The following is a 25,397-nucleotide window of genomic DNA, read 5'->3' on the forward strand; positions in this document are numbered from 1 at the left end:
CGTCGGTGCTGGTTGGTTTACTGGCCGCTTCTCTGGCTGGGGGCCGGAATCGTGCCGCCGTTCAGATCTGGTTCCACAGCCGCGGGAGCTGCCGGCGCGGGTACCGGATCGGCTCCGGCCGCCGCATCGTCCTGCTGTTCTGCTGCCCTGGCATTCTCCGCAGGTTCCGGGGCTGCCGGCTGAACGGGGGCGACGGGCTGGGTAAGGACCTGGGGCAGTTCCACCAGGGTTCCCGGGCCCGTTCCTTCCTTGGCCGGTTCGGGGGTCCCCGTAACAGCAAGTGTCTGCAGGTCGATCGTACCGAAGGTCGGAGAGACTACCATTCCCAGCTCGGCGGCTGCTCCAGCCAGGACCTGGGGGGCCTGGTGGTGCTCGACCTGCTGGGTCAGTGCCTCGTTTTTCTGGATGAGCTCGGTGCGCTGGTTCTGCAGCTGCACCAGCTCATACTGGCCGCTGGAAACGGAAATATTCAGTCCCAGGACTGCGGCGAGGCCGGCAGCCAGCACGGCGAAGCAGAGGGCAGCTACTGGGACGCGGCGCCGGCGTGCGGCGGCCGGCACCAGTGCCAGCGGCGTACGCCGCCGAGGTGCGGGCGCCTGCGGGGACTGCAGCGGAAGGGCACGGGCCAGGTTGCCCTCGATCGCCCGGGCAGGTGCCTGCGGCCGACGCCGTCCCGATCCTTCAGCCATTACCGTGCCCCGTCCATGGTTGCGCGAATACGTTCGACCGCCCGCAGCTTGGCCGAAGCCGCACGCGGGTTTTCTGCAATTTCCTGTTCCGTGGGCACTTCGGTGCCCTTTGTCAGCCGCTTGAGCTGTGCTTTGTGTTCCTCCAGCTCCACCGGGAACCCCTTGGGGGCCGAGGACCGGGATCCAGCCGCGAAGATGTCCTTGACGATCCGGTCTTCCAGGCTGTGGTAGGACATCACAACGATCCGTCCGCCGACGCCCAGCACGGACAGGGCAGACGGAATCGCGCGTTCAAGGACATCAAGTTCTTCGTTGACCTCGATCCGCAGGGCCTGGAAGGTGCGCTTCGCCGGGTGGCCGCCGGTGCGTGCAGCGGCTGCGGGAACGACGGCCCGGATGGCATCGACCAGTTCACCGGTGGTGGTGAAGGGCTTCTTCGCCCGGGTGGAAACGATCGAGGATGCAATGCGTCCCGCGAACTTTTCCTCTCCCCAGCGCCGGATGATCGAGACCAGTTCAGCTTCGTCGTAGCTGTTGACGATTTCGGCTGCGGTCCGTCCGCGGCTTGTGTCCATGCGCATGTCCAGCGGGGCATCGTAGGAATACGCGAAACCCCGGTCACGCTCGTCGAGCTGCATGGAGGACACACCGAGGTCGAAGAGGGCTCCGTCAATTGAATTGAACCCAAGGTCCTGGACTACGTCGGCGATTTCGTCGTAGACGGCGTGGACAAGATCGGTGCGGTCCTGGAATGCTGCCAGCCGCTCCCCGGCCAGTGCCAGCGCCTGGGTGTCACGGTCGATTCCGATGACGTGCAGTTTCGGGAAGCGTTCGAGCATGGCTTCGGTATGGCCACCCATGCCAAGTGTGGCATCCACCACGACCGGTGTGCGGCCGGCTGCCTCTGCTGCTTCGATCCCAGGGGCCAGCAGATTGATGCAGCGGTCCCGCAGTACGGGTACGTGCCGCTCTTCGGTGGGACGGTCTTCGCTCATTGGTCTCTCCTTCCGCTGCGTGTCCGGTTCAGCGGTTTCTTGGACCAGATCCCCATCCGCGCCTCACGGGTACGCCTGGCTCCGGGGAAGGTGAGCCAGGTGAGTTCCGCGGGGCGGCTGGAGATCTCGTTCAAGATCCCGCCGTTTCCGGTTTCGAATTTCCCTGCATACTGCTGTGTTTAGTGCTGTGCAACGGCTAGAAGATGCCGGGCATCGTGTCTTCGTCGGTTTCCGAAAACGCGCTTTCCTGTTCTTCCAGGTATTCCTGCCATGCCGTGGCATCCCAGATCTCCGCCCGGGTGCCCGCGCCGATTACGGCGAGTTCACGTCCGAGCCCGGCATACGAGCGCAGAGCCTGCGGGATGGTTACCCGGCCCTGCTTGTCTGGGACTTCGTCAGAGGCCCCGGACAGAAAAACGCGAATGTAGTCACGGGCCTGGCGTGAAGACAGTGGTGCCTGCCTCATCTGCTCGTGGACCTTTTCGAATTCCTTCTGGCTGAAGACGTAGATGCAGCGTTCCTGGCCCCGGGTCAGAACCAGCCCGTCAGCCAGTTCATCGCGGAATTTGGCGGGAAGAATGAGCCTGCCCTTTTCATCAAGGCGCGGTGAGTGAGTTCCGAGGAACATCAGCCACCACCTGTCAGATCCGGGAGATCCACCCCTCCTCCACTGTCCTACCCTCTTACGCCCCCCACTTTACTCCACTTCCCTCCACAGTCAACGCAATTTGATAACGTTTTTCGGCGCGTCGCACCCCTGGTTCCCAGTAACTGCAAGGACGGAGAAGGCAGCGCGCGTGGTGGAGGGAAATCCGGCTCCGGCGGGCCCTTAAACGAAGAAGACCCGCCGAAGCGGGTCTTCCTGGTTCCCGGCAGCCATACCGGGGAGGAAAGTGGGGGGCTGTGGCGCTACGGCTGGTCCCGCTTGCGCTCGTCCCACTTGTTCTCGAGATTGGTCATGAATCCGCGGGGTGCAGCTTCGCGCTCTTTTCGGCCCGCGGGGACACGTGTCTCCGCCTGTTTGCCTTTGGTGGTGGCGTAGTACATGCCGGCACCCATAACTATGAAGCCCAGGATTCCCACGACTATGTTGGCCGGACTGTCCAGCGTGATGCCCAGGATCAGAATGGCTATTCCCGCCACTGCCACGAGTGCGCCCAGCACGATCCGCCGGGTAGACATGCCACGACCAGCTGACGATGCCATGGAGTTGGCGAATTTGGGGTCCTCAGCGTGTAATTGCTGCTCCAGCTGATCAAGCAAGCGCTGCTCGTGCTCTGAGAGTGCCATTACTGTCTCCTTGCGGTCCAAATGTGCCCTGTAAACCAAGCAACGAACCTGACGCGGTGGTTGTTCCCACGAGGCCTCGACGCTGATCTGCACTTACCCACAAGGATAGTTTGCAATCGGGTCCGGGGAAAGCCACCGATAAGCCTGCTTAACCCGGCTTGCCAAACCTCAGCCCGTACCCTCGGGTTTCCTGCTCTTTTCGCGTCCGATTAAGCGGGCGGGCATGATTCCGGCCTGGCCGAACCGCTGGTTGATTTTGTCCAGCGCGTCTTCCGCGGAGCGCCAGTTGTCATCCCGTCCGTCGAGCGTGAGCTGCTGCGCAGCGCCCGCCGGCTCAAGGTTCTCCGCACGAAGTCCAATAAGCCGGACGCTCATTGGCCGAACGCCCAGGCCGCCCAGAAGCCCCCGGACAGCTTCGTACAGCAGCTGCGCACTGTCGACCGGCTCAGAGAGGGTCCGTGAACGCGTGAGCGTGGAGAAATCCGCGTAACGCAGCTTGAGTGACACGGACCGGCACTGGAGTCCCGCTGCACGCATCCGGGCTGCGGTCCGGTGCGCGAGCCTCAGCAGTTCAGTCTCAAGCACCTCGTCCTCGTCCACGTCCCGGGCGAACGTTTCCTCCGCGCCGATGCTCTTTTCCACCCGGACCGGGGTCACCGGGCGGGAATCCCTCCCCCAGGACAGATCGTAGACGTGCCTGCCGGTGGCGCCGAGAAGCCGCTGCAGAACAGTCGGAGGGGTATGGGCAACATCGGAGACGGTATTGATGCCGACCCTTGCCAGGGTTTCGCGAGTCTTGGCGCCCACTCCCCAAAGTGCGGACACATCCAGGGCATGGAGGAACGCGATGGTCTCTTCCTTCGGAACCACCAGCAGACCATCGGGTTTCGAGCGGGTGGAGGCAATCTTGGCAACGAACTTGGAGGATGCGATTCCAACGCTCGCAGTGATTCCAAGCTCCCGGGACACACGGCTGCGGATGAGCTCACCGATTTGGCGCGGGGGCCCCAGTCGGCGCATGGACCCGGCGACGTCGAGGAAGGCCTCGTCCACGCTGAGCGGTTCCACCAGCGGTGTTATGGACTCGAAGATCCCCATGAGCCGCGCGGAGACCTGACGGTAGACCTCCTGGTGCGGTTCCAGGATCTGGGCCTGCGGACACATCCTGCGTGCTGTTGCCATCGGCATAGCCGATCTGACCCCGAACCGCCGCGCTTCGTAGGAGGCGGAGAGAACCACAGACCGGCCGCCGAGTCCGCCGACGATCACCGGGGTACCCCTCAGATCGGGACGGCGAAGCAGCTCCACCGAGACATAGAAGGCGTCCATGTCCACATGCATGATGGTGCAGTCGCGGTTTTCACCCGCTGCCTCCGTTACTGTTCCCACGTCCTCATACTATGCAGCCCGCGGACATTGGAACGCTCCCCTAGACTGGATTCAGGCCCTGACCCTTCGTCGATGCGGATTCCCATGAAGAAAACCCTCGCCCTTGCCTGCAGCGCAGCCATCCTTGCCGCCGTCGCCGGATGCAGTTCAACAGAGTCAGCTCCCTCCACCTCGCCCTCGGATTCCTCGTCCCAGGTATCGGCCTCCGCATCTCCCACCGCCACCGCAAAGGCGTCCGCGAGCCCTTCACCTTCCTCCGCCATAGCCGCCGGATTCCCTGAAGACCTGGTTCCGGTTTACACGGACTCTGTCCCCACAGCTTCCAGCTTCGAAGATGACGGCCAGCTGCTGACTGCATCCCTGACCGCGTCCTCCTCCTCGTCGGCGGAAGAAATCCTGGCGTTCTACACCGCGCATTTCGAGAAGCTCGGATTCACCGCCCTTGAGGGCGACGCCGTGGACTCAACACCGGCCAAGGACTTTGCCCGCACCACGGACTCAGAGACCGAGACCGCGAACGTTTCCGTGATCACACGGGAGGGCAGCTCGATCTACACAGTCGGGGCCAACGTACTTCCCGGCACCGCAGAATAGGACAGACATTCAATGAGCCAGGCACCCGCGGAGTCGGACGCAAACCGGGAGAAAAAGGGCGCGGAAGAAACTGCCGCCCTCGAACAGACTGCCTACCGGCAGGCCCTTTCCTCCGACCTTGAGCAGTTCCTGGGCCGGCAGCGTGAAGTCCTGGAGGACGTTTCGGCGGAGTCCCTCCCTCTCCTGGGCGCAGTACATACCCTGGCGCAGGGCGGAAAGCGGCTGCGGGCGCTGCTGAACTACTGGGGCTGGCGGGGAGCCGGCGGCGAGGCGCTGGGCGAACCGGCTGTCCGGGCCGGAGTCGCCCTGGAACTGTTCCAGAGCGCTGCCCTGATCCATGACGACATCATCGACCGTTCCGATACCCGCCGGGGAGCGCCGAGTGTGCACCGGCACTTCAGCAACCGCCATGCTGAAGCCGACTGGTTCCTGGACGGCACGCATTTCGGTTCCTCTGCCGCCATCCTTGCCGGAGACCTGTGCCTGTCCCTCAGCGAGGAAGCCTTTGCTTCCGTGGGCGAGAGGGCGGCGTACAACACGCGGGCCCGTTCGGTTTTCAACCGGATGCGCACGGAAGTGATGGCAGGCCAGTACCTCGACATCCTGGAAGAGGTGGTCGGCCCCGGCCATGAACCCGAGCATGCCGTGATACGCGCCAGGAACATCCTGCGCTACAAATCCGCCAAGTACAGCATTGAGCATCCACTGGTCATTGGCGGGGCCCTGGCCGGTGCCGGCGATGAGCTTCTCACGGCCTACTCCGCCTTCGCGCTGCCGCTCGGGGAAGCCTTCCAGCTCCGGGATGACGTCCTGGGGGTCTTCGGTGATCCCGAGGTCACGGGGAAACCGGCCGGGGACGACCTGCGTGAAGGTAAACGGACCGTGCTCATTGCCTACGCCCTGAGCGCCGGGTCCGGCGCAGTCCGGAAGGAAATCACGGACAAGCTCGGTCAGCCGGACCTGGACGATGCCGCCGTGCAGTCGCTGCGGGCAGCGATCGAAGACAGCGGAGCGCTGGCCACCACCGAAGCCCTGATAGCAGAGCACACCGAGCAGGCCTTCAACACCCTGGCCGCGCTTGCGGTGGATGAGCAGACCCGCTCGGCGCTTGGGTCACTCGCGCATGCAGCAGTGACCCGTACCGCCTAGCCGGTTACCAGGCCAGGGCCTGGGCCCTGCGGCGGATTTCCGTCTTGCGGCCTTCCTTGAGGGCGTCCACCGGACGCCCGGGCAGAGTCTCGTCGGCTGTGAACAGCCAGCGGAGCATCTCTTCATCAGAGAAGCCTGCATCCGTCAGCACAGAGATAGTTCCCTTAAGGCTGTCAAGGATGGCGCCGTCATTGATGAATTCGGCGGGCACGCTTCGGATTTTACGGTCCCCCAGGCGTACTGCCAGGAGGGCACGTTCTTCCAGCAGGCTGTGTACCTTGCTGATTGTTACGTCTAGTTGTTCAGCCACATCGGGCAGGGTTAGCCAGTCGGAAACCAGTTCCTCGAGTTCATTCACGTTCCCAAGATTGCCACGGCGGCATCATTACGGGCCAGTCGGGACCCTTATCCGCTGCTCCCGCGCACCCATATGTTCACGTCCGGGTATTGCGGATCACCTTTTCTCGTGTAAATTCGCATAAGTCACAGTAATCACATCTGTAACACTCGTATCACTACTTGTTTTTTGTCCCACGGACTGCGGTAAAGGCCGCGCCGCCAACAGATGAGGAAACAACCCGTTATGACAGTGCAGCCCACTGCAAAGCCGCGCACCGCGGCTTTGCCCCGCAAACTGAGTGTCGCGGTAACAACTGCAGCGATACCGGCCGTCATGATGTCCTCACTTGCCCTGGCCGAACCTGCGCAGGCTGCTCCTGCCCCGTCTCCGTCAAAGGCGCTGTTCCCGCAGCTCCCGCTTCAGGCGAAGAAGCAGCTCACCGGTGCGCTCATTCCCGCCTCACAGCTGGCAGCCCAGGTTCCTGCCACTGTGGCCGCCGAATCCGCTGCCCCGGCAACCCATCGGATCGTTCCCGGTGACACGGTAAGCTCCATCGCAGCGCGTTACGGCCTGGATCTGAACGAGGTGCTGCGGATCAACAACCTCACACCCACGTCCATCATTTTCGCCGGCAAGGAACTCAAGCTCACCGGCACGGCAACCGCACCCGCTGCTGAAGCACCGGCCAAGGGCACCTACACGGTGGAAGCCGGTGACACGCTGAGCGCCATCGCTGCCAAGCACGACGTGAGCCTGGCCTCCGTCCTGAAGGCAAACGGCCTGAGCATGACGTCCGTGATTCATCCCGGGCAGCAAATCGCCGTCGACGGTGCAGCCCCGTCAGCTCCGTCCGCGCCCGCAGCCGCCCCAAGTGCCCCTGCCGCACCCGCGCCTGCCTCCGCGGGAACCTACACCGTGGTACCCGGAGACACGCTCGGCGCTATTGCGGCGCGTCACGGCGTGAGCCTGCAAACCGTGCTGGAGGCTAACAACCTCAGCATGACCTCCATCATCCGCCCCGGCCAGAAGCTCTCCCTCAGCGGTTCATCCACCATCACCACGGCATCGTCCACACCTGCTGCTCCGGCTGCTCCGGCCGCGGCTGAGGCTCCGACGGACCTCGTGCCCAGCACGTTCCTGCACTACACGTACCCGCAGCACGTGGTGGCCAACGCCAACCTCAACAAGCAGGCACTGAACGCAGTTGCTGTGCCTTCGCGGGCACAGATGCAGCAGATGGTCGCTGACACCGCTGTCTCCATGGGTGTGGATCCGGCTCTGGCACAGGCCTTCGCCCTGCAGGAGTCCGGTTTCGACCAGCGCGCCGTTTCCCCGGCAAACGCCATCGGCACCATGCAGGTCATCCCCTCCTCCGGCGAATGGGCTTCGGACCTGGTCGGCCGCCAGCTGAACCTGCTTGACCCGCAGGACAACGTGACGGCAGGTGTGGCGATTATCCGCGCGCTCGTCCGCACCAGCCCGAGCCTGGAAGTCGCTATCGCTTCCTACTACCAGGGCCAGTACTCAGTTACCACGCAGGGCATGTACCCGGACACGCAGGCATATGTTGCCTCTGTCCTGGCCCACCGCTCGGGCTTCTAAAGCGGTCCCAGGCAAACCGGGCAGGCGGTGGATCGGGTGTCGATCCGCCGCCTGCCCGTTCTCGCTTATAGGATCAAAGGGTGCATGAGCCCGTGAGTGACCCACTTCTGGAAACCCTGGTAGACAACCGCTACCTGGTGCGTTCCCGCATCGCCCGCGGCGGAATGTCCACCGTCTACCTGGCCACGGACACCCGGCTGGACCGCGACGTCGCACTGAAGGTGCTGTATCCCCATCTGGCCGCTGACCGGGGATTCCTGGACCGGTTCGAGCGCGAGGCGAAGTCCGCGGCACGGCTGTCCCACCCGCACGTCGTCGGCGTCCTTGACCAGGGAGTGACCGAGTCCCTGTCCTACCTGGTGATGGAATACGTGCCCGGTCGCACCCTCCGCGACGTCCTCAATGAGCGCCGTGTGCTGACGCCGCGCCTGGCGCTGGCCATGATGGACGCGGTGGTGGACGGCCTGGCCGCTGCCCACGAAGCCGGTCTGGTCCACCGGGACGTCAAACCCGAAAACGTACTGCTCGCCGGCAGCGGTGCCATCAAGATCGCGGACTTCGGCCTGGCACGTGCGGTCACCACCAGCACCAATACGGGCACGCTGGTCGGCACGGTCGCCTACCTTGCACCCGAACTCGTAACCGGCGCCGGGGCGGATGCGCGCAGCGACATCTACTCCGCCGGGATCATGCTCTACGAAATGCTGACCGGGTCCCAGCCTTTCACCGGTGAAGTACCCATCCAGGTTGCCTTCGCGCATGTGCATTCCTCCGTGCCCGCACCCTCCCAGGCCTGCCCAGGACTCGCCGAGGACCTGGATGAACTGGTCCTTTGGTGCACGTCGCAGGATCCCGAAGACCGTCCGGTGGACGGTCGGGCACTGCTGGGCGAACTGCGGCACATCCGAACCTCACTCACCGACGAGCAGCTGGATTTCCATGCTCCGGGGACCTTGGAAGCCCACCCTGAGGCACCCGGCCGCAACGAGAGGACCACCGTCATCGCGCCGGCGCCCTCGGGGGCTACCGAAGTGATCAGCCGCGGCGAGCCCAACGGCACCGAGGTCCTGCAGCGTACCGACAACGCCACCACTGTCCTGGGCCGAACCGGGACCGCTGCCGTTCCGGCTTACCAGCCCGAAGAGGACGGTTACGGCGCAGATGAGGACGATGGCTATTCGGAGCCTTCCGGCTGGGCAGGCAGGCGCCAGGCCCGGCGGAACTTCAAGGCAAGCCAGAAACAGGCGAACCGGGATGCCCAGCGGCCTGAAGTCTCCCTGCGCTCAGGCCGTCCCCGCAGGCGTGGCGTACTCCTGGCCCTCCTGCTTGCCCTGCTGGTAGCCGCAGCCGCGTTCACGGGGTGGTTCTTCGGGGCCGGCCCAGGAGCCCTTGTGACTATTCCCGAAGTGTCCAACAGTTCTGTCGAGGCTGCCGGCAGCCGGCTGGGCGAGGAGGGGCTCCGCTACACCACGAATGAGGTCTACGACGAGGTGGTTGCTGCAGGACTGGTTGTGGGAACCGATCCTGCCGCTGCACAGCAGGTCCGCCGGTTTCAGCCGGTGACCATGCTGGTCTCCCGCGGACCCGAACTCTTCACTGTGCCCAACGTGATCCAGCGTCCCCTGGAGTCAGCGGAAGAGAACCTCGTTGACGCAGGGCTGGCCCTGGGCACGGTGACCGAAGAATTCAGTGAATCGGTCCCCGCCGGACAGGTAATCTCGCAGGTGCCGGCCGCCGACGCCGATCTCCGCCGCGGGACGCCGGTGGATCTGACCGTTTCCAAGGGCCCCGCCCCGGTGGAGGTCCCGGATGTTACCGGCAAGAGCGAGCAGGAAGCGGTGCGGCTGATCGAAGACGCCGGGCTGGAGGCCACTGTCTCTCCCGAGCGCGTGAACAGTGCTGACATACCCAAGGGGTCCGTCGCATCCCAGAACCCGGCCTCCGGCCTGGTGGAACGCGGCGGAACAGTTACCCTCACGCTCTCTGACGGCCCGCGGATGGTCCAGGTGCCCAGCTACGTGGGCAAACAGGCAGACACTGCACGGCGTGAACTCGAGGCCCTGGGCTTCAAGGTGGAGGTCAACGAGATCCTGGGCGGGTTCTTCGGTACCGTCCGTGCCCAGGATCCCTCCGGCGGCTCCGTGCCGGAGGGCTCAGTCATCACCCTGACCGTCGTGTAGGACACCGCAGCACCCTGATGCGGTCAACCGGCCGGGGCTCCGCGCAAAGTACCTCAGCGAAGCCCCGGACCAATCGACGCTAGTTCTTTTCCGCCAGGGCCCCGGCTACAAGGAATGCCATCTCCAGGGACTGCATGTGGTTCAGGCGCGGATCGCATACCGATTCGTACCCGTCTGCGAAGGCTTCCTGGTCCACGGGGTCCGCTCCGCCCAGGCACTCTGAGACGTCGTCGCCGGTCATCTCAACATGCAGGCCGCCGGGGAACGTCCCCAGTTCGTTGTGCACTTCGAAGAATCCGCGGACTTCGTCCATGACGTCGTCGAAGTTACGGGTCTTGTAACCGTTCGGGGACGTGACAGTGTTGCCGTGCATGGGGTCGGTGACCCAGAGGACCTGGGCGCCGGAAGCGGTGACTTTCTCCACCAGCGCGGGAAGCTTCTCCCGGATATTCTTCGCGCCCATGCGGGTGATGAACGTGAGGCGTCCTGGTTCGCGCTCCGGATCCAGCTTGTCGATCAGTGCCAGTGCGTCCTCGGCCGTGCTGTTCGGGCCGAGCTTTACGCCAATCGGGTTGCGTACCCGGGACAGGAAATCCACGTGCGCGGAATCGAGGTCCCTGGTGCGTTCACCGATCCAGAGGAAATGGGCCGAGGTGTCGTAGGGGTAGCCCGTCCGTGAGTCGATGCGGGTCAGGGCACGCTCGTAGTCCAGCAGGAGTGCTTCGTGGCTGGCAAAGAACTCGACGCGCTTGAGTGCCTCAAAGTCCGCCCCGCACACATCCATGAAGCGCACGGCGCGGTCGATGTCCCGGGCCAGGGACTCGTAGCGGGAGTGTGCCGGGTTTGCTGTGAAGCCGCGGTTCCAGTGGTGGACCAGCCGGAGGTCGGCAAACCCGCCCTGGGTAAAAGCGCGGATCAGGTTCAGGGTGGAAGCGGAGGTGTGGTAGGCCCGGACCATGCGGGCCGGGTCATGCCGCCGGGATTCAGGAGTGAATTCATATCCGTTGACCATGTCCCCGCGGTACGCCGGGAGCGTGACGCCGTCGCGGGTTTCCTCGTTGGAGGACCGCGGCTTGGCGAACTGGCCCGCCATCCGCCCCATCTTGATGACGGGCAGGGAAGCACCGTAGGTCAGCACCACTGACATCTGGAGGATGGTCCGGACCCGCGCACTGATCTTGTCGGCCGTAGCAGCCTCGAAGGTCTCGGCGCAGTCGCCGCCCTGCAGCAGGAAGGCCTTGCCCTGCGCTGCCTGGGCCAGACGGTCACGCAGGATGTCCACCTCACCGGCGAACACCAGCGGAGGCACCATGGAGAGTTCGGCGACTGCCGCGGCATACCCGGGATCCTCGTGCCAGGTGGGCTGCTGGGAAATCGGCAGCGACCGCCAGTTATCCAGTCCGGGATAGACGGCGGCTCCGGAGGACGGCGGGAAACTGGGATCGAGATCAGCAGGTTTTTGGCTCACTCCTTAACCCTACTTCGCGGCGGAGCAAGGCTGCGATCCGATGTGTCCTGTTACGCAGTATGCCGGGCTAGGCGCTGTGGGGGCTCTGGGCTGATCCGTCCGAAGAGTTCTCCCCTGGCTGGCGCGGGTCCTCTTCAGCTGCGGGGCTGGCCGGCTCGGCGGGAACCGGGCCGCCGATCAGGGTGACTTCCCCGGGTTCCTTGGCGGAAGGCCGGCGGACAACCCCGGGGCCAACTCCCGGTTCGGGGGTTTCGGCGTGCGGCAGGCGAACGGCGGCGCTGCGGGATTCGGCCGATTTGGAAGCCTTTCGGGCAGCTGCCATCTTGTCCTTGACCGTGCTGGCATACACGTCGACGTACTCCTGCCCGGAGAGGCGCATGAGCTCGTACATGATTTCGTCCGTCACGGAGCGCTGGACGAAGCGGTCGTTTTCGAGGCCTGCGTAGCGGGAGAAATCGAGGGGTTCTCCGACGATGATCCCGATCCTGCGGATATTCGGGATCCTGCGTCCAATCGGCTGGACCTTGTCGGTGCCGATCATGGCCACGGGAATCACCGGGACCCCGGTCTGCAGTGCCATCTTTGCCACGCCCGTTTTGCCCCGGTACAGGCGTCCGTCCGGGCTGCGCGTGCCTTCGGGATAAATCCCCAGGAGGTTGCCGCCCTCAAGGACCTTTACCCCTGCACGCAGCGCTGCCTCGGAGGCCGCACCGCCGGAACGGTCGATGGGCAGCTGGTTCGTGAGCCGGAAGAAGGCCGCAGTCAGTTTGCCTTTGATGCCCCGTCCGGTGAAGTACTCGGACTTCGCCAGGAAGCTCACCGGGCGCGGAACGGCCAGCGGCAGGAAGATGGAGTCTGAGAAGGAGAGATGGTTGCTGACGAGGATCGCCGGCCCTGTGGCAGGAACGTTGTCCATGCCCTTGACCCATGGCCTGAACAGGAGGTTCACCACCGGTCCGATGAAAATCGTCTTCATCACCCAATAGAACACGCGGCCAGCTCTCCCGTCCGGACAAAACAATATGACGAACCCGTTTGGCTCCTCTTAGTACTACTGTAAGGGCCGCAGCGGCACCGTAGAATTTCAGCCGCGGCTGACACGGGCAACTTTGTTTCCGGCGGGGTGGAAAATCACTCGCCTAATGCAACCATAGAGACATGACTTCCCCCGGGGGCCCTGCGCCGTTTTCAAGCGCCGGCGAAGGCCCAAACGCATCGACCGGCGTCCTGCTCAGCCATGGGTTCACCGGATCCACCGTGAGCATGCTGGGCTGGGCCCGCTACCTGGCGGACGCCGGATATGCGGTGAGCCTGCCCCTGCTCCCGGGCCACGGAACCACGTGGAAGGAACTTGCACGCACCCCGTGGCAGCGCTGGTACGAGGGTTATGAAGACGCTTACAGGGAGCTTTCGGGGCGCACTGAACGAGTTGTGGCCGCCGGTCTTTCGATGGGCGGGGCCCTGGCCCTGCGCCTCGCTGCCCTGCAGCCGGTTGCCGGGGTAGCCGTTGTAAACCCCGGCCTGACTGTGGCTGACCCGAGGGCACGCTACGCCCACCTGCTCAAGTACGTGATGCCCTCTGTTCCCGCAATCGGCAACAGCATCCGGATGCCGGGCCAGGACGAAGGCGCGTATTCACGGACACCGGTGGGTGCAGTGGCGGAGCTGCTGAAGCTGTTCAGGAACACGGCCGAGCTCCTGCCCCGGGTGAACGCCCCGGTTATCGCTTTCCGTTCCGCCGTTGACCCGGTGGTGCCCGAATCCAGCATGGACGTGCTCCGGGAGCGGATCGGAACCTCCGAACTGGAAGTCATCCCCTTGGCCAACAGCTACCATGTGGCAACAATGGACCACGACGCACAGCTGATTTTTGACCGTTCCCACGAATTCATCCAGAGGGTGAGTGCAGGTGCCCCAGCATGAGTGACCGCGAACCGGAGCGCAACGAATCCACCGATGAAGCCACCTGGCTGGACCTGGTGGCGCGGCTGCAGGAGACCCCGGACACTGATCCCCGGCAGCATCCGCCGGCCCCGGACCAGCCGGGGAAACAGGCAGAGGCTCCACGGACGGCGCCGGACACGGGCACGCCTCCTGCCGCCGAGCCGCGCACTCCCGCCGAACGCACCCGTGCCATCTTCGAGAACCAGCCCCTGCACCGCGGCCGCCAGCAGCCGGCATCCGGCCCACGGGACTACATACCCGAGGAAGACGAGACCGACGGAACGTTTATCCCGGAGGAACCGCCGCCGCTGGGCAGCGGTGAGCCGCTGGTGATCCTCGCCTGGCTGGGTGCCGCAGGCGGGCCGCTGCTGCTGCTGCTCTTCGCCATGTTCTGGCGCGGTGCGCCCATGCCGGTGGTCCTTGGCATCGTCGCCGTGTTCGTGACGTGCGCCGGCTACCTTTTATTCCGGCTTCCTCAGTCCAGGGATGCGGACGACGACGGAGCTGCGGTCTAGCCGCAGCGGGACCCTAGCGCCGGGCAGCGACCCGGGAAAGATCCGCGGCGCCGATCAGCCCGGCTTCCGGTCCAAGCGCAGCTTTCTCAATCCGCGCCTCGGGACGGAAACCCCGTCCGGTGAGGTTTCGGGCGTACGCACGCCTTGCGGGTTCAAGCAGCAGCTCCCCGGCGTCGCTGAGGCCGCCGCCCACCACGAACATGCCCGGGTCGAGCGCCGCAGCAAGGTTCGCCAGGCCCAGCCCCAGCCATTCCCCTACTTCGCCTACCAGTTCGACGGCGGTGCGGTCCCCTTCGAGGGCGAGGCGGGTGACCACTGCACCGGTAATGTCCGGGATCCTGCCGTCCACGCTGCGCAGAAGTTCCTGTGCCACGGGAGAATTGGCGGCTGCGAGTTCACGTGCTTCACGTCCCAGCGCGTTACCCGAAGCGTATTGCTCCCAGCAGCCGCGGTTGCCGCATTCGCAGCGCTGTCCCTGCGGCATGATGATCTGGTGCCCAAACTCCCCGGCCACGCCGAAGCGGCCGCGCTCCAGCCGGCCGTCCATGATCATGGCGCCGCCTATTCCCGTTCCCAGGGTGATGCAGACGAGCCGGCTCTCTCCCCTGCCGGCGCCGAAGCGCCATTCCGCCCAGGCTGCGCCGTCGGCGTCGTTGGCCAGGTACACCCGGCGCCGCAGCAGCCGCTCAAGGTTCTCCTGGAGGGGTTCATTCCGCCAGGCGAGATGCGGGCTGAAGAGAACAGTGCTGCCGGTGAGGTCCATCCATCCCGCTGCGCCGATCCCTACGGACCACACGTGTTTATGCGCGGAGAGCTCGCGGACCAGTTCCACGATGACCTTTTCAACCTCGCGGGGGTCCTGCCCGGGGGTAGACCGCCGGAGGACTTCCAGCACCCGGCCGCTGGCATCCACCAGCCCGGCCGCCACCTTGGTTCCGCCAATGTCAATCCCGATGGCCAGCCCCCGGCGCCGCATGGGAGAAGCCAGCCGTGCGCTTCGCCGCGGCCGAAGCGGGTCGGCCGGACGGCGCGGCCAGCGGGCAGCAGGAGCGGGGGGAACAGGAGCTGGGTTCAGGGGAGGCATCAAAGACCCATTCTAGGCAAAGGGCAACCCCCGCACACGCAAGCGTTATGGATTCGAAAGTTACCGGCCAGTATAAAATGTGATCTAGGTTATAGGCTAAGGGGCAACCCGCCGTCCAAACAGATATCAAAGGAGCTATCGTGCGCGAATACAGCGTTCCAGTCCTAGTGGAATCCTCACCGGAGACGAACACTACGGACCTGCTTCTGGAACAGGCAGCCAAGCCGTCCAATCCGGCGCTTTTCGCCGTGCGTTCGACGGGTGAGAACTGGACCAACATCAGTGCCACGGAGTTCCTCGCCGATGTTTCCCGCATTGCCAAGGGCCTGATCGCCAGCGGAATCGGGCAGGGCGACCGCGTGGGAATCATGGCACGCACACGCTACGAGTGGACGCTGGTGGACTTTGCGATCTGGTTCGCAGGTGCAGTCTCCGTTCCCGTCTACGAAACCTCCTCCCCCGCACAGGTTGCCTGGATCCTTGGCGATTCCGAGGCAGCCGGCATAATCGTCGAGGCAGCCCGGCATGAGAACGTGGTCCGCCAGGCAGGAGCCGACGCAGATCTCTCCTCAGTGAAGAACGTCTGGCAGATGGACGGCGGCGGGCTGGACCAGCTGCGCGAAGCCGGTGCATCCGTCACGGACGAGGAGCTGGAGTCACGCCGGTCAGCTGCGACCCTGGCAGACACCGCCACCATCATCTACACCTCCGGCACAACGGGGAAGCCCAAGGGCTGCGAGCTCACCCACGGCAACTTCGTGAACCTTTCCCGCAACTCGACCGCTGCGCTGCCTGAAGTTGCCAAGGAGGGTGCCCAGACCATCATGTTCCTGCCCCTGGCACACGTCTTCGCGCGGTTCATCTCGGTGCTGGCTGTTGCGGCGGGTTCCACCGTGGCACACACCCCGGACGTCAAGAACCTGCTCCCTGACCTGCAGAGCTATAAGCCCACCTTCCTGCTGGTGGTCCCCCGAGTCTTCGAGAAGGTCTACAACTCCTCCATGCTGAAGGCCGAGGACGGCGGCAAGGGCAAGATCTTCCATGCCGGCGCCAAGACGGCCATCGAATGGTCCAAGGCCAATGAAGCGGGCAAGGTGCCGCTGGGCCTGAAGCTGCGCCATGCGCTGTTCGACAAGCTGCTCTACTCCAAGATCCGCACCGCCATGGGCGGCCGGGTACAGTACGCCATCTCCGGCGGAGCCCCGCTCGGGGACCGCCTGGGACACTTCTTCCATGGCATCGGCGTTATGGTTCTGGAAGGCTACGGCCTGACCGAAACCACGGCCCCCATCAGCGTGAACACTCCCCAGCTGATCAAGATCGGCACAGTCGGTGCACCGCTGCCGGGAAACGCCGTCAAGATCGCCGACGACGGAGAAATCCTCACCAAGGGCATCAGCGTCATGAAGGGCTACTTCAAGCGCCCCGACCTCACGGAGGACAATTTCGCCGACGGCTGGTTCCGCACCGGAGATATTGGCCAGCTTGATTCCGACGGCTTCCTGAAGATCACCGGCCGCAAGAAGGAAATCATCGTCACAGCCAGCGGCAAGAACGTCATCCCCGCCATGCTGGAAGATTCGATCCGGGCCGATGCGATTGTGTCCCAGTGCGTGGTGGTCGGCGACCAGCGCCCGTTCATCGCGGCACTGATCACCGTTGACGAGGAAGCACTGCCCGGCTGGCTGGAGCGGCACGGCATGCCGGCAACCACCACGGTTGCTGAAGCGGCGCAGTCCCAGCAGCTGCAGGACGAGCTCCAGGCCCTCGTTGACCGGGCCAACAAGGCAGTGTCCCAGGCCGAGCAGATCAAGGTGTTCCGCGTAGTCACCACTGACTTCACCGAGTCCAGCGGCCACCTCACGCCGTCGCTGAAGATCAAGCGGGCCCAGGTGCTCAAGGACTTCTCCGACGTGGTCGAGGAGATCTATTCCGGCCAGCGCGTCTAGCCTGCGCGGCCGGCAACGGGCACACAAAAGAGGCGGGAGCCCCGGATTCGTTCCGGGGCTCCCGCCTCTTTTTGGCTTACAGCGTCAGGGACGGAGCTCCGTGTCCTGGGGATCGGTGCCCAGCGAGAGCAGCGCGTTCTCCACTACTTCTGTCAGGGCCGGGTGGATCCAGTACTGGCCCCGCGCCATCGTGGCGGCGTCCAGCCCGAAAGCCATGGCCTGGATGAGCGGCTGGATCAGCATGGACGCCTCGTGGCCCATGATGTGGGCGCCCAGCAGCTTGCCGGTGGTGCGGTCAGCGAGCAGCTTCACGAATCCGGTGCTGTCCTCCATGGCCCAGCCATACGCCGTCGAGCCGTATTCCTGCACCGCCATGACCAGGTCCAGCCCGTTGGCCAGGGCGTAGTCGCGTGCCTGGGCTTCGGTGAGGCCAACGGAGGCAATCTGGGGGTGGCTGAATACGGCGGCGGGAACAAAGCGGTGGGAGGACGCCTGCAGGTCCTCGGGGTGGACGAGGTTGTGGGCCACGGTCCGGGCCTCAAGGTTTGCCACGTGCTTGAGCTGGTCGGCGCCGCTCACGTCTCCCAGTGCCCAGAGCCCGGGTACGGGTTTTCCGCCGCTAAGGACCCGCTGGTACTCGTCCACGGCGAGCCTGCCGTCCGGTTCAACGTCCAGGCCTGCCGCTGCAGGGTCCAGCCGGTCCGTGTTCGGAACCCTGCCGGTGGCCACCAGGACAAGGTCGACGTCGAGGTCCGTCCGGCCGTCCGGACCGTTCAGGACGGCGCGGACGGAACCGTCGGGGTTTTCCTGCAGGGACTCGGCCTGCGTGTGCAGGCGGACGTCCCACTGAGCGGCAGCTGCTGCCGTGAAGCGTTCGGACACGGTTTCGTCCTGGGCGCGGAGCAGGGCGCCGGAGCGGACGGCCATGGTGACCCGGGACCCAAAAGCGGAGAAAACAAACCCGAATTCGGCTGCAATGTAGCCGCCGCCCAGGATCAGCACACGGTCCGGCAGGTCATCCACGCGCATGACGGTATCCGAGGTGTGGACCTGCGGCAGGTCCATGCCCGGGATATCCGGCAGCACCGGGCGGGAACCTGCCGCAACCACTATCTGGTCAGCGGTGATTTCCTGGCCGGAGGCTGTCTCCAGGCGGTGGGGCGAAGTGAAACGGACGTATTCGCTGTAGAGCGTGACGTTTTCGAGTTCCTCTGCACGGTAGCGCCGCCCACCTTCTGAGATGGCGTCGATGCGGCCAAAGATCCGGTCGCGGATTTCACGCCAGCGGACCTTCTCCACGTGCTGGTCCACTCCCAGCCGCCCGGCCTCCTGTGCGGAGGCGGCAAGCTGGGCCGGGTAAACGAACATCTTGGTGGGAATACACCCGACGTTCAGGCAGGTGCCCCCGAAGGTTCCGCCGTCGATGACGGCGACCTTCCGGTTGTCCCAATCCGGGGTGATGAGGGAATTGCCGGAGCCCGAGCCGATGATGGCGAGATCGTAATGAGTCACGCTTCCAGTCTATCGGCGCAGGCTCCGGCACCCGGCTGAATTATGCGCTGGGCTCTATGACCACCAGCAGGTCACCGCCGTCCACCTGCTGCACCCCGCTGACTGCGAGCCGCTTGACCTTGCCTGCAACGGGTGCGGTGATCGAGGCCTCCATCTTCATCGCCTCAATGGTGGCGACCGTTTCACCGGCTGCTACCTGGGCGCCTTCCTCGACCGTAAGGGTGACAGCTCCCGCGAACGGCGCGGCCACATGGCCCGGCTGGGCCGGATCTGCACGTTCGGCAACCTTCGCGTCCGTAGTGACACTGCGGTCCCGGACCATTACGGGACGCATCTGTCCGTTGAGGGTGGTCATCACCGTCCGCATGCCCTTTTCGTCGGGCTCGGAGACCGCCTCGAGCGTTGCGATGAGCCGGACGCCCTTTTCAAGTTCTACAACGTGTTCCACGCCGGGACGCAGGCCAAAGAGGTAGTCCCGGGTGTCCAGGACGGAGAGGTCGCCGTAAGCCTCCCGGGTGGTCGCGAATTCACGGGCCGGCCCGGCGAAGAGCAGCCGGTTCAGGGTCTCGCGCCGCGTGGTGGAGTCTCCGGCCAGTCCCTGCTCGTCGATGTCGGTCAGCTCCACGTGGCGTGCCTTGGGCTTGCGGCCCTGCAGCGCCTTGGTGCGGAACGGTTCCGGCCAGCCTCCGGGCGGGTCGCCAAGCTCGCCGCTGAGGAACCCGATCACTGAATCCGGGATGTCGTAGTTCTGCGGGTTCTCTTCAAAGTCCGACGGCGCCACGTTGCTGCCGACCAGCTGCAGCGCCAGGTCCCCGACCACTTTGGAGGACGGTGTGACCTTGACCAGGCGTCCCAGGATCCTGTCCGCGGCCGTGTACATGTCTTCAATGGCTTCGAAGCGTTCGCCAAGACCCAGGGCAATTGCCTGCTGGCGGAGGTTCGAGAGCTGGCCTCCGGGGATCTCATGCCGGTACACGCGTCCGGTGGGCCCGGCCAGCCCCGACTCGAAGGGGGCATAGACACGGCGGACGGCTTCCCAGTACGGTTCCAGCGAGCTGACGGCGGCCAGATCCAGGCCCGTGTCACGTTCGGTGTGTGCCAGTGCCGCTACGAGGGACGACGCCGAGGGCTGGCTGGTGGTGCCGGCCAGCGTCGCGCTGGCCACGTCCACGGCGTCGACCCCTGCTTCCGCGGCGGCGAGCAGCGTGGCAAGCTGGCCGCCGGCTGTGTCATGGGTGTGCAGGTGGACGGGCAGGTCGAAACGTTCCCTCAGTGCGGCAACCAGCTTGGCAGCAGCGGCCGGGCGGAGCAGTCCGGCCATGTCCTTGATAGCCAGGATGTGCGCCCCGGCATCGACAATTTTCTGTGCCAGGTCCAGGTAGTAGTCCAGCGTGTACAGCTTCTCCTGCGGATCGAGCATGTCTGCCGTGTAGCACAGCGCGACTTCGGCGACGGCCGTACCGGTCCGCCGGACCGCTTCGATAGCAGGAGCCATCTGGCTGACGTCGTTCAGCGCGTCGAAGATCCGGAAGATGTCAACGCCCGACGCCGCTGCTTCCTCGACGAAGGCGTCCGTGACCTCGGTCGGGTACGGCGTGTAGCCCACCGTGTTGCGGCCGCGGAGCAGCATCTGGATGCAGATATTCGGCAGTGCCTGGCGCAGGGCGTCCAGCCGCTCCCATGGATCCTCCCCGAGGAAGCGGAGTGCGACGTCGTAGGTGGCGCCGCCCCAGGCTTCAACGGACAGCAGCTCCGGGGTGAGGGCCGCGACGGCGGGGGCAGCTCCCACGAGGTCGCGGGTGCGGACACGGGTGGCCAGCAGGGACTGGTGAGCGTCGCGGAACGTGGTGTCCGTGACGGCCAGTGCCTGCTGGGCGCGCAGTTCTGCGGCAAACTTCTCCGGACCGAGTTCCAGGAGGCGCTGGCGGGATCCGGGCTTGGGGTCGGGAAGCTCAGTTGGCAGCTTCTCGCGGGGATCGATCTGGGCGGGCAGCTCACCGTTCGGCTTGTGGACGGTGACGTCGGCGAGCCAGTTCAGCAGCTTGGTTCCCCGGTCAGCGGGCCCGCGGGCATTGAGCAGCTCCGGCCGCTCTTCGATAAAGGAGGTGGCGACGTCGCCGGCAACGAAATCCGGGTCCTCCAGGACGGCCTGCAGGAAGGAGATGTTGCTGGAGACTCCGCGGATGCGGAACTCGGCCAGTGCCCGGCGGGCGCGGGCAACGGCTGCCGGGTAGTTGCGGCCGCGGCACGTGAGCTTGACCAGCATGGAGTCAAAGTGCGGACTGATGTCCGCACCGGCGTACACGGTCCCGCCGTCCAGCCGGACCCCGGCTCCGCCGGCAGACCGGTAGGCGCTGATCTTGCCGACATCGGGCCGGAAGCCGTTGGCCGGGTCTTCGGTGGTGATGCGGCACTGCAGGGCCGCGCCGCGGATCTGCAGGTCTTCCTGCACCAGGCCCAGGTCCGCGAGGTTCTCCCCCGCAGCAATGCGCATCTGGGACTGGACCAGATCCACGTCCGTGATTTCTTCGGTGACGGTGTGCTCAACCTGGATGCGCGGGTTCATTTCGATGAACACGTGCTGTCCGGCCCGTTCACCCACGGTGTCCACCAGGAACTCAACGGTTCCGGCATTGACGTACTTCAGTGACTTGGCGAAGGTGACGGCATCCCGGTAGAGGGCCTGGCGGATGTTCTCATCCAGGTTCGGTGCCGGGGCTATTTCGATGACCTTCTGGTGCCTGCGCTGCAGGGAGCAGTCGCGCTCGAACAGGTGGATAACATTGCCCTCGTTGTCGGCCAGGATCTGCACCTCAATGTGCCGCGGCCGGAGCACGGCCTGCTCCAGGAACACCGTGGGGTCGCCGAAAGCGGAGTCAGCTTCGCGCATGGCGGCCTTCAGCGCTTCGGGCAGGTCGTGGGCTGTATCTACCCGGCGCATGCCGCGGCCGCCGCCGCCGGCGACGGCCTTGACGAAGATGGGGAACCCGATCTCCTCCGCTTCTGCCAGGAGGGTTTCGGGGTCGGCGCTGGGAGCGGTCGAGCGCAGCACGGGGATTCCGGCTTCCCTGGCCGCGTTCAGTGCGTGGACCTTGTGCCCGGCCAGCTCCAGGATGTCAGCGTCCGGTCCGATGAAGGTGATCCCGGCGGCCTTCGCTGCCCTGGCCAGCTGTGGGTTCTCGGAGAGGAATCCGTAGCCCGGGTAGATCGCGTCGCAGCCGGCTTCCCTGGCCACGCGGATAATTTCCTCCACATCCAGATAAGCCCTCACGGGGTGGCCTTCGCTGCCGATCAGGTAAGCCTCGTCGGCCTTCTGCCGGTGGATGGAGTTGCGGTCCTCATGCGGGAAGACGGCGACTGTCTTGGCGCCAAGTTCATAGGCCGCACGGAAGGCTCGGATGGCAATTTCGCCGCGGTTGGCTACCAGGATCTTCGAGAACATTGCACTCCTGCATCATTGCGTTGGTTGGAGTCGGGCCGTCGGGCATCACCGTTCAGTCTCTGCACGGGTCCGGCCTACGGTAACCGGGTATGACACATCACACACGAACATAGTTCAATGCAGGGCCAGGATGTGCAAACCCGCGCCTAACGGGCCTGTCGGGTAGCGTCACATAGAATGATTACGGTTCCCTGGCACGGACCCGGCGCCCGTGATCCCTCGACACGTTAGGTTTTGGTTCAACAAGTGCAAGTAGTGAGCATCAGCAGCCTGAAGGGCGGCGTCGGCAAGACCTCCGTGACGCTGGGCCTGGCATCAGCCGCTCTGGCTGCCGGCATCCCTACCCTGGTCGTGGACCTCGATCCTCATGCCGATGCGACCACCGGCCTGGCGGTCTCCCCCGGGAACAACCTGGGCATCGGCGAAATGCTGCGCAATGCCCGCAGGGCCGATTTGAAGGCCAACGTCATGCCCAGCGGCTGGGTGGAAACCGCCCTTAAGCAGCCCGGGAGTGACCCCAAGCGCCAGCCTGTGCTCGACGTCGCCATGGGATCTGCCTATTCGGGGATCTATGACCGGCCCGATCTCGGCAAACGGGACCTGAAGCGTCTGTCCACCCTCCTGGGCCGGGTAGAAGGCTACGGACTGGTCCTGATTGACTGCCCGCCTTCGCTGAACGGACTGACCCGCATGGCCTGGACCGCCAGTAACCGGGTGGTGCTCGTCGCGGAACCCGGGCTTTTCTCGGTAGCCGGCACCGAGCGCACCATGCGTGCACTGGACCTCTTCCGGCAGGAGTTCGCACCGAACCTGGCCCCCGCCGGCATCGTTGCCAACCGTGTGCGTCCCACATCGAACGAACACACGTTCCGCCTGGCCGAAATGAAACAGATGTTCGGTGAGCTGCTGATGGAGCCCAACATCGCCGAGCACGCCAACTGGCAGCAAATCCAGGGCGCTGCCCATTCCGTGCACCACTGGCCCGGTGATTCCGCGAAGCAGGCCGCAGCAACCTTCGATGCCCTGCTGAAGAACCTTGTACAGACCGGAAGCGTCCGCAACCGCGTGATGCGCCGCCCTGCAGGCTAAGAAGCCGCACAGCAAAAGGCCGCTCCCCTGAGGGAAGCGGCCTTTTGTTTTTGGTTTGGGGCTAAGTTCCGGCAGGACCTAGCTGATCTTGCGTGCTGCGCGGCGGCGGCTCAGCTCGTCTTCCGGGTAGGAGTGATCGTCAGCGTGCTCACTGGGAAGCTGGGCCAGGCTGCCTTCCACTTCGCGCCAGACACGGCCGACGGCGATGCCGAAGACTCCCTGTCCGCCCTGGACAAGGTCAATCACTTCGTCTGCGGAAGTGCACTCGTACACGCTGGCGCCGTCGCTCATCAGGGTGATCTGGGCGAGGTCCTCCACACCGCGTTCCCGCAGGTGCTCCACTGCTGTGCGGATCTGCTGGAGCGAAACCCCAGTGTCCAGCAGGCGCTTGACGACCTTCAGGACCAGGATGTCCCGGAAGCTGTAGAGGCGCTGTGTGCCTGAGCCGGAGGCACCGCGGACGGCGGGCTCAACCAGGCCGGTACGGGCCCAGTAGTCCAGCTGGCGGTAGGTGATGCCTGCAGCCTTGCAGGCGGTGGGGCCCCGGTATCCTGCGTCTTCATCCAGGACCGGCAGGTCTTCGGTGAACAGCAGTCCCTGGGCACTTGCCGGCAGTACCTTGCCGGGGGCTACGGCGCGGTGTTCGCCGGCATCGCCTTTCGGACTCACTGTTCCTCCTAGTAACGGTCCCCGCGAAGTCTGTAGCCGCACGGCTACCGAAGTGGAGTGGGACTGTCAGCCTTTGGCTGGACCTGTTCCTGCCGGCAGGGATGCCAGCGTTCTCACTAGTGTGTCTCCGGTAGCCCATTGGCGCAATGGGAACTCTATGCTTCGACGTTAGATCCGCGCGCAGGCAAGGTCAAAGATGCCGCCGGTTTTTTTGAAGCGTGTCGAAAACCGTCAGCGCTCAAAGTCCTCGGGTTCAACGTCCGCCAGGAACTCCCGGAACTGCCTCAGTTCCTGCTCCGCGTTCTCGGTTTCGTCTTCGTCTTCCTCGTCATCGGATTCGGTGATCCGGACTCCGGCATCTTCGAGGACAGCATCTGCGCACATAATCGGGCAGCCGGCACGCAGTGCCACTGCGATCGCGTCCGATGCCCGCGAACCAACCCGTGCGCCGTCGTCGAACACCAGTTCGGCGTGGAAGACCGTGTCCTCCACGGACACCAGCCGGACTTCTGTAACGCGGCGGCCCAGGGCCTTGATCACGCTGACCATGAGGTCATGGGTCATCGGGCGCGGGGGAACGATTCCCTGCTGCACAAAGGCGATGGCGCTGGCCTCGGGGGCTCCGATCCAGATGGGCAGGTGCCGCTCCCCCTCAACCTCCTTGAGGAGGACAAGGGGCTGATTGGAAGGCAGTTCGATCCGGACGCCTACAACTTCGACTTCCTGCATTCGCTTCAGCTCTCCATCCGGGCTATTTGTCCGTGGACCAGGGCACTGTGCAGGCTGAGGCAGAGATCGCTGATCTCCCGCGCCGTCTCTGCGGCCCGTGCCTGCGACGCGACGTCCCGTCTGGAGGCAACGGGGGCAACCACGCGTTCCACCAGTCCGATTTCACGGTCCGCCGCGGCCCGGAACGGCCGCAGGTGCCGTGGTTCTATGCCGTGGGCTTCCAGCTGTCGGCAGGCTTTGGCGACCTTCAGGGCGTGTTCATCATACTGCTGGTCGGGGGCGGTGATAAGGCCGAAGCTGATCAGGCTGCGGACCAGCTCCACGGACGCACCGGACTCCGCGACCAGCTCACTGAAAGAAAGCAGCCGTGCCCGGGTACGCGCCGCGAGTTCCTCCGCCAGCTGTTCGGACACAGCGCGCGGAGCCAGGGTGATGCCGCCGGGAAGGGATTCGGGCCGCTCTCCCCTGTCAACGGCGTCGAGGTAGTCCTTGATGACTTTGAGCGGCAGGTACTGGTCCCGCTGCAATGCCAGGACAAAACGGAGACGCTCTACATCCTGGGACGTGTATTTCCGGTAGCCGGCCGGCGTGCGCTGCGGCGAAACAAGCCCTTTTTCCTCCAGGAACCGGATTTTCGACGCGCTGATTCCGGGAAATTCAGCGCTCAGGTCGGCAAGGACCTGCCCGATGTTGAGTACGCGCGGGCGCGCGCGCTCGGCCGCTGAGCCGAGGGCGCGCCGCGCAGCCTCTGGTCCTGGCATCCGCGTC

General features: G+C 64.9%; 22 protein-coding genes. 8 read left to right on the forward strand and 14 right to left on the reverse strand.

All coding sequences use genetic code 11. From position 1 onward, the window contains the following. Positions 1-17 precede the first annotated feature (17 nt). The 5 genes from AO716_RS14195 to dinB form a co-directional block, all read right to left on the reverse strand. Positions 18-689: a hypothetical protein gene (locus AO716_RS14195; RefSeq protein WP_055241801.1), complete on the reverse strand. Its 672-nt coding sequence runs from the start codon at positions 687-689 to the stop codon at positions 18-20. After that, the gene (gene rsmH, locus AO716_RS14200; protein WP_055241803.1) at positions 689-1,684 is read right to left on the reverse strand and encodes a 16S rRNA (cytosine(1402)-N(4))-methyltransferase RsmH; all 996 of its coding nucleotides are present in this window, start codon (positions 1,682-1,684) and stop codon (positions 689-691) included. The genes AO716_RS14195 and rsmH overlap by 1 nt, the downstream gene beginning before the upstream one ends. A gap of 196 nt (positions 1,685-1,880) precedes the next feature. Then, a complete protein-coding gene (mraZ, locus tag AO716_RS14205; RefSeq protein ID WP_055241804.1) occupies positions 1,881-2,312 on the reverse strand; it encodes a division/cell wall cluster transcriptional repressor MraZ in 432 nt (143 codons plus the stop codon). 281 nt (positions 2,313-2,593) lie between these two features. Beyond that, positions 2,594-2,974, reverse strand: a complete 381-nt coding sequence (locus tag AO716_RS14210; protein WP_055241806.1) for a DUF3040 domain-containing protein — start codon at positions 2,972-2,974, stop codon at positions 2,594-2,596. Between the two features lie 168 nt (positions 2,975-3,142). Beyond that, complete coding sequence (dinB, locus tag AO716_RS14215) at positions 3,143-4,363, reverse strand: DNA polymerase IV (RefSeq protein ID WP_268753585.1); 1,221 nt, start codon at positions 4,361-4,363, stop codon at positions 3,143-3,145. 84 nt (positions 4,364-4,447) lie between these two features. Here dinB and AO716_RS14220 point away from each other — a divergent pair, with 84 nt between their 5' ends. Next, positions 4,448-4,957, forward strand: a complete 510-nt coding sequence (locus AO716_RS14220) for a hypothetical protein (RefSeq protein WP_152969971.1) — start codon at positions 4,448-4,450, stop codon at positions 4,955-4,957. Between the two features lie 12 nt (positions 4,958-4,969). Continuing rightward, complete coding sequence (locus AO716_RS14225; protein WP_055241809.1) at positions 4,970-6,106, forward strand: polyprenyl synthetase family protein; 1,137 nt, start codon at positions 4,970-4,972, stop codon at positions 6,104-6,106. A 4-nt stretch (positions 6,107-6,110) separates the two neighbouring features. On the opposite strand, the gene AO716_RS14230 is transcribed toward AO716_RS14225, so the two are convergent. Beyond that, positions 6,111-6,464 carry an Rv2175c family DNA-binding protein gene (locus AO716_RS14230; protein ID WP_055241811.1) on the reverse strand — a complete coding sequence of 118 codons (354 nt, stop codon included), beginning with the start codon at positions 6,462-6,464 and terminating at the stop codon, positions 6,111-6,113. Between the two features lie 225 nt (positions 6,465-6,689). Between AO716_RS14230 and AO716_RS14235 the strand changes: the two genes are divergently transcribed. After that, positions 6,690-8,048, forward strand: a complete 1,359-nt coding sequence (locus AO716_RS14235) for a LysM peptidoglycan-binding domain-containing protein (protein ID WP_055241813.1) — start codon at positions 6,690-6,692, stop codon at positions 8,046-8,048. A gap of 92 nt (positions 8,049-8,140) precedes the next feature. Continuing rightward, entirely contained in the window at positions 8,141-10,228 is a 2,088-nt protein-coding gene (pknB, locus tag AO716_RS14240) for a Stk1 family PASTA domain-containing Ser/Thr kinase (RefSeq protein ID WP_235472089.1), read from the forward strand. A gap of 79 nt (positions 10,229-10,307) precedes the next feature. On the opposite strand, the gene AO716_RS14245 is transcribed toward pknB, so the two are convergent. Both AO716_RS14245 and AO716_RS14250 read right to left on the reverse strand, forming a co-directional pair. Further along, positions 10,308-11,696, reverse strand: coding sequence for a class II 3-deoxy-7-phosphoheptulonate synthase (locus AO716_RS14245; RefSeq protein WP_055241816.1), 1,389 nt, complete (start codon positions 11,694-11,696; stop codon positions 10,308-10,310). A 67-nt stretch (positions 11,697-11,763) separates the two neighbouring features. Continuing rightward, positions 11,764-12,687, reverse strand: coding sequence for a lysophospholipid acyltransferase family protein (locus tag AO716_RS14250; protein ID WP_055241818.1), 924 nt, complete (start codon positions 12,685-12,687; stop codon positions 11,764-11,766). 167 nt (positions 12,688-12,854) lie between these two features. Here AO716_RS14250 and AO716_RS14255 point away from each other — a divergent pair, with 167 nt between their 5' ends. Together AO716_RS14255 and AO716_RS14260 are read left to right on the forward strand one after the other, a co-directional pair. Continuing rightward, positions 12,855-13,619: an alpha/beta hydrolase gene (locus tag AO716_RS14255; protein WP_055241820.1), complete on the forward strand. Its 765-nt coding sequence runs from the start codon at positions 12,855-12,857 to the stop codon at positions 13,617-13,619. Further along, positions 13,616-14,155, forward strand: a complete 540-nt coding sequence (locus tag AO716_RS14260) for a hypothetical protein (protein WP_055241822.1) — start codon at positions 13,616-13,618, stop codon at positions 14,153-14,155. The genes AO716_RS14255 and AO716_RS14260 overlap by 4 nt, the downstream gene beginning before the upstream one ends. Before the next feature lie 13 nt (positions 14,156-14,168). Here AO716_RS14260 and AO716_RS14265 read toward each other — a convergent pair whose 3' ends face one another. Beyond that, positions 14,169-15,239, reverse strand: coding sequence for an ROK family glucokinase (locus AO716_RS14265; protein ID WP_082413573.1), 1,071 nt, complete (start codon positions 15,237-15,239; stop codon positions 14,169-14,171). Between the two features lie 140 nt (positions 15,240-15,379). Here AO716_RS14265 and AO716_RS14270 point away from each other — a divergent pair, with 140 nt between their 5' ends. Then, a complete protein-coding gene (locus tag AO716_RS14270) occupies positions 15,380-17,188 on the forward strand; it encodes an AMP-dependent synthetase/ligase (protein ID WP_055241826.1) in 1,809 nt (602 codons plus the stop codon). 84 nt (positions 17,189-17,272) lie between these two features. Here AO716_RS14270 and AO716_RS14275 read toward each other — a convergent pair whose 3' ends face one another. Both AO716_RS14275 and AO716_RS14280 read right to left on the reverse strand, forming a co-directional pair. Then, positions 17,273-18,700, reverse strand: coding sequence for a mycothione reductase (locus AO716_RS14275; RefSeq protein ID WP_055241828.1), 1,428 nt, complete (start codon positions 18,698-18,700; stop codon positions 17,273-17,275). Between the two features lie 40 nt (positions 18,701-18,740). Continuing rightward, positions 18,741-22,142 (reverse strand): pyruvate carboxylase, encoded by a 3,402-nt coding sequence (locus AO716_RS14280; RefSeq protein ID WP_055241830.1) that lies wholly within the window; start codon positions 22,140-22,142, stop codon positions 18,741-18,743. Between the two features lie 246 nt (positions 22,143-22,388). Between AO716_RS14280 and AO716_RS14285 the strand changes: the two genes are divergently transcribed. Then, the gene (locus AO716_RS14285; protein ID WP_055241832.1) at positions 22,389-23,231 is read left to right on the forward strand and encodes a ParA family protein; all 843 of its coding nucleotides are present in this window, start codon (positions 22,389-22,391) and stop codon (positions 23,229-23,231) included. 78 nt (positions 23,232-23,309) lie between these two features. Here AO716_RS14285 and AO716_RS14290 read toward each other — a convergent pair whose 3' ends face one another. The 3 genes from AO716_RS14290 to AO716_RS14300 form a co-directional block, all read right to left on the reverse strand. Then, entirely contained in the window at positions 23,310-23,900 is a 591-nt protein-coding gene (locus AO716_RS14290) for a MerR family transcriptional regulator (protein ID WP_055241833.1), read from the reverse strand. Positions 23,901-24,131: 231 nt separating this feature from the next. After that, a complete protein-coding gene (locus AO716_RS14295; RefSeq protein WP_055241835.1) occupies positions 24,132-24,629 on the reverse strand; it encodes a bifunctional nuclease family protein in 498 nt (165 codons plus the stop codon). Between the two features lie 5 nt (positions 24,630-24,634). Beyond that, positions 24,635-25,390, reverse strand: a complete 756-nt coding sequence (locus tag AO716_RS14300; RefSeq protein WP_055241836.1) for a MerR family transcriptional regulator — start codon at positions 25,388-25,390, stop codon at positions 24,635-24,637. Between the last annotated feature and the right edge of the window lie 7 nt (positions 25,391-25,397).

The sequence above is a fragment of the Arthrobacter sp. Edens01 genome, from assembly GCF_001307035.1.
Classification (GTDB): Bacteria; Actinomycetota; Actinomycetes; order Actinomycetales; family Micrococcaceae; genus Arthrobacter_B.

Bases quoted from the DNA above. Each gene is read 5' to 3' on its own strand.
- AO716_RS14195 (WP_055241801.1), bottom strand. From the start codon at position 689: ATGGCTGAAGGATCGGGACGGCGTCGGCCGCAGGCACCTGCCCGGGCG.
- rsmH (WP_055241803.1), bottom strand. From the start codon at position 1,684: ATGAGCGAAGACCGTCCCACCGAAGAGCGGCACGTACCCGTACTGCGG.
- mraZ (WP_055241804.1), bottom strand. From the start codon at position 2,312: ATGTTCCTCGGAACTCACTCACCGCGCCTTGATGAAAAGGGCAGGCTC.
- AO716_RS14210 (WP_055241806.1), bottom strand. From the start codon at position 2,974: ATGGCACTCTCAGAGCACGAGCAGCGCTTGCTTGATCAGCTGGAGCAG.
- AO716_RS14220 (WP_152969971.1), top strand. From the start codon at position 4,448: ATGAAGAAAACCCTCGCCCTTGCCTGCAGCGCAGCCATCCTTGCCGCC.
- AO716_RS14225 (WP_055241809.1), top strand. From the start codon at position 4,970: ATGAGCCAGGCACCCGCGGAGTCGGACGCAAACCGGGAGAAAAAGGGC.
- AO716_RS14235 (WP_055241813.1), top strand. From the start codon at position 6,690: ATGACAGTGCAGCCCACTGCAAAGCCGCGCACCGCGGCTTTGCCCCGC.
- AO716_RS14255 (WP_055241820.1), top strand. From the start codon at position 12,855: ATGACTTCCCCCGGGGGCCCTGCGCCGTTTTCAAGCGCCGGCGAAGGC.
- AO716_RS14260 (WP_055241822.1), top strand. From the start codon at position 13,616: ATGAGTGACCGCGAACCGGAGCGCAACGAATCCACCGATGAAGCCACC.
- AO716_RS14265 (WP_082413573.1), bottom strand. From the start codon at position 15,239: ATGCCTCCCCTGAACCCAGCTCCTGTTCCCCCCGCTCCTGCTGCCCGC.
- AO716_RS14280 (WP_055241830.1), bottom strand. From the start codon at position 22,142: ATGTTCTCGAAGATCCTGGTAGCCAACCGCGGCGAAATTGCCATCCGA.
- AO716_RS14295 (WP_055241835.1), bottom strand. From the start codon at position 24,629: ATGCAGGAAGTCGAAGTTGTAGGCGTCCGGATCGAACTGCCTTCCAAT.
- AO716_RS14300 (WP_055241836.1), bottom strand. From the start codon at position 25,390: ATGCCAGGACCAGAGGCTGCGCGGCGCGCCCTCGGCTCAGCGGCCGAG.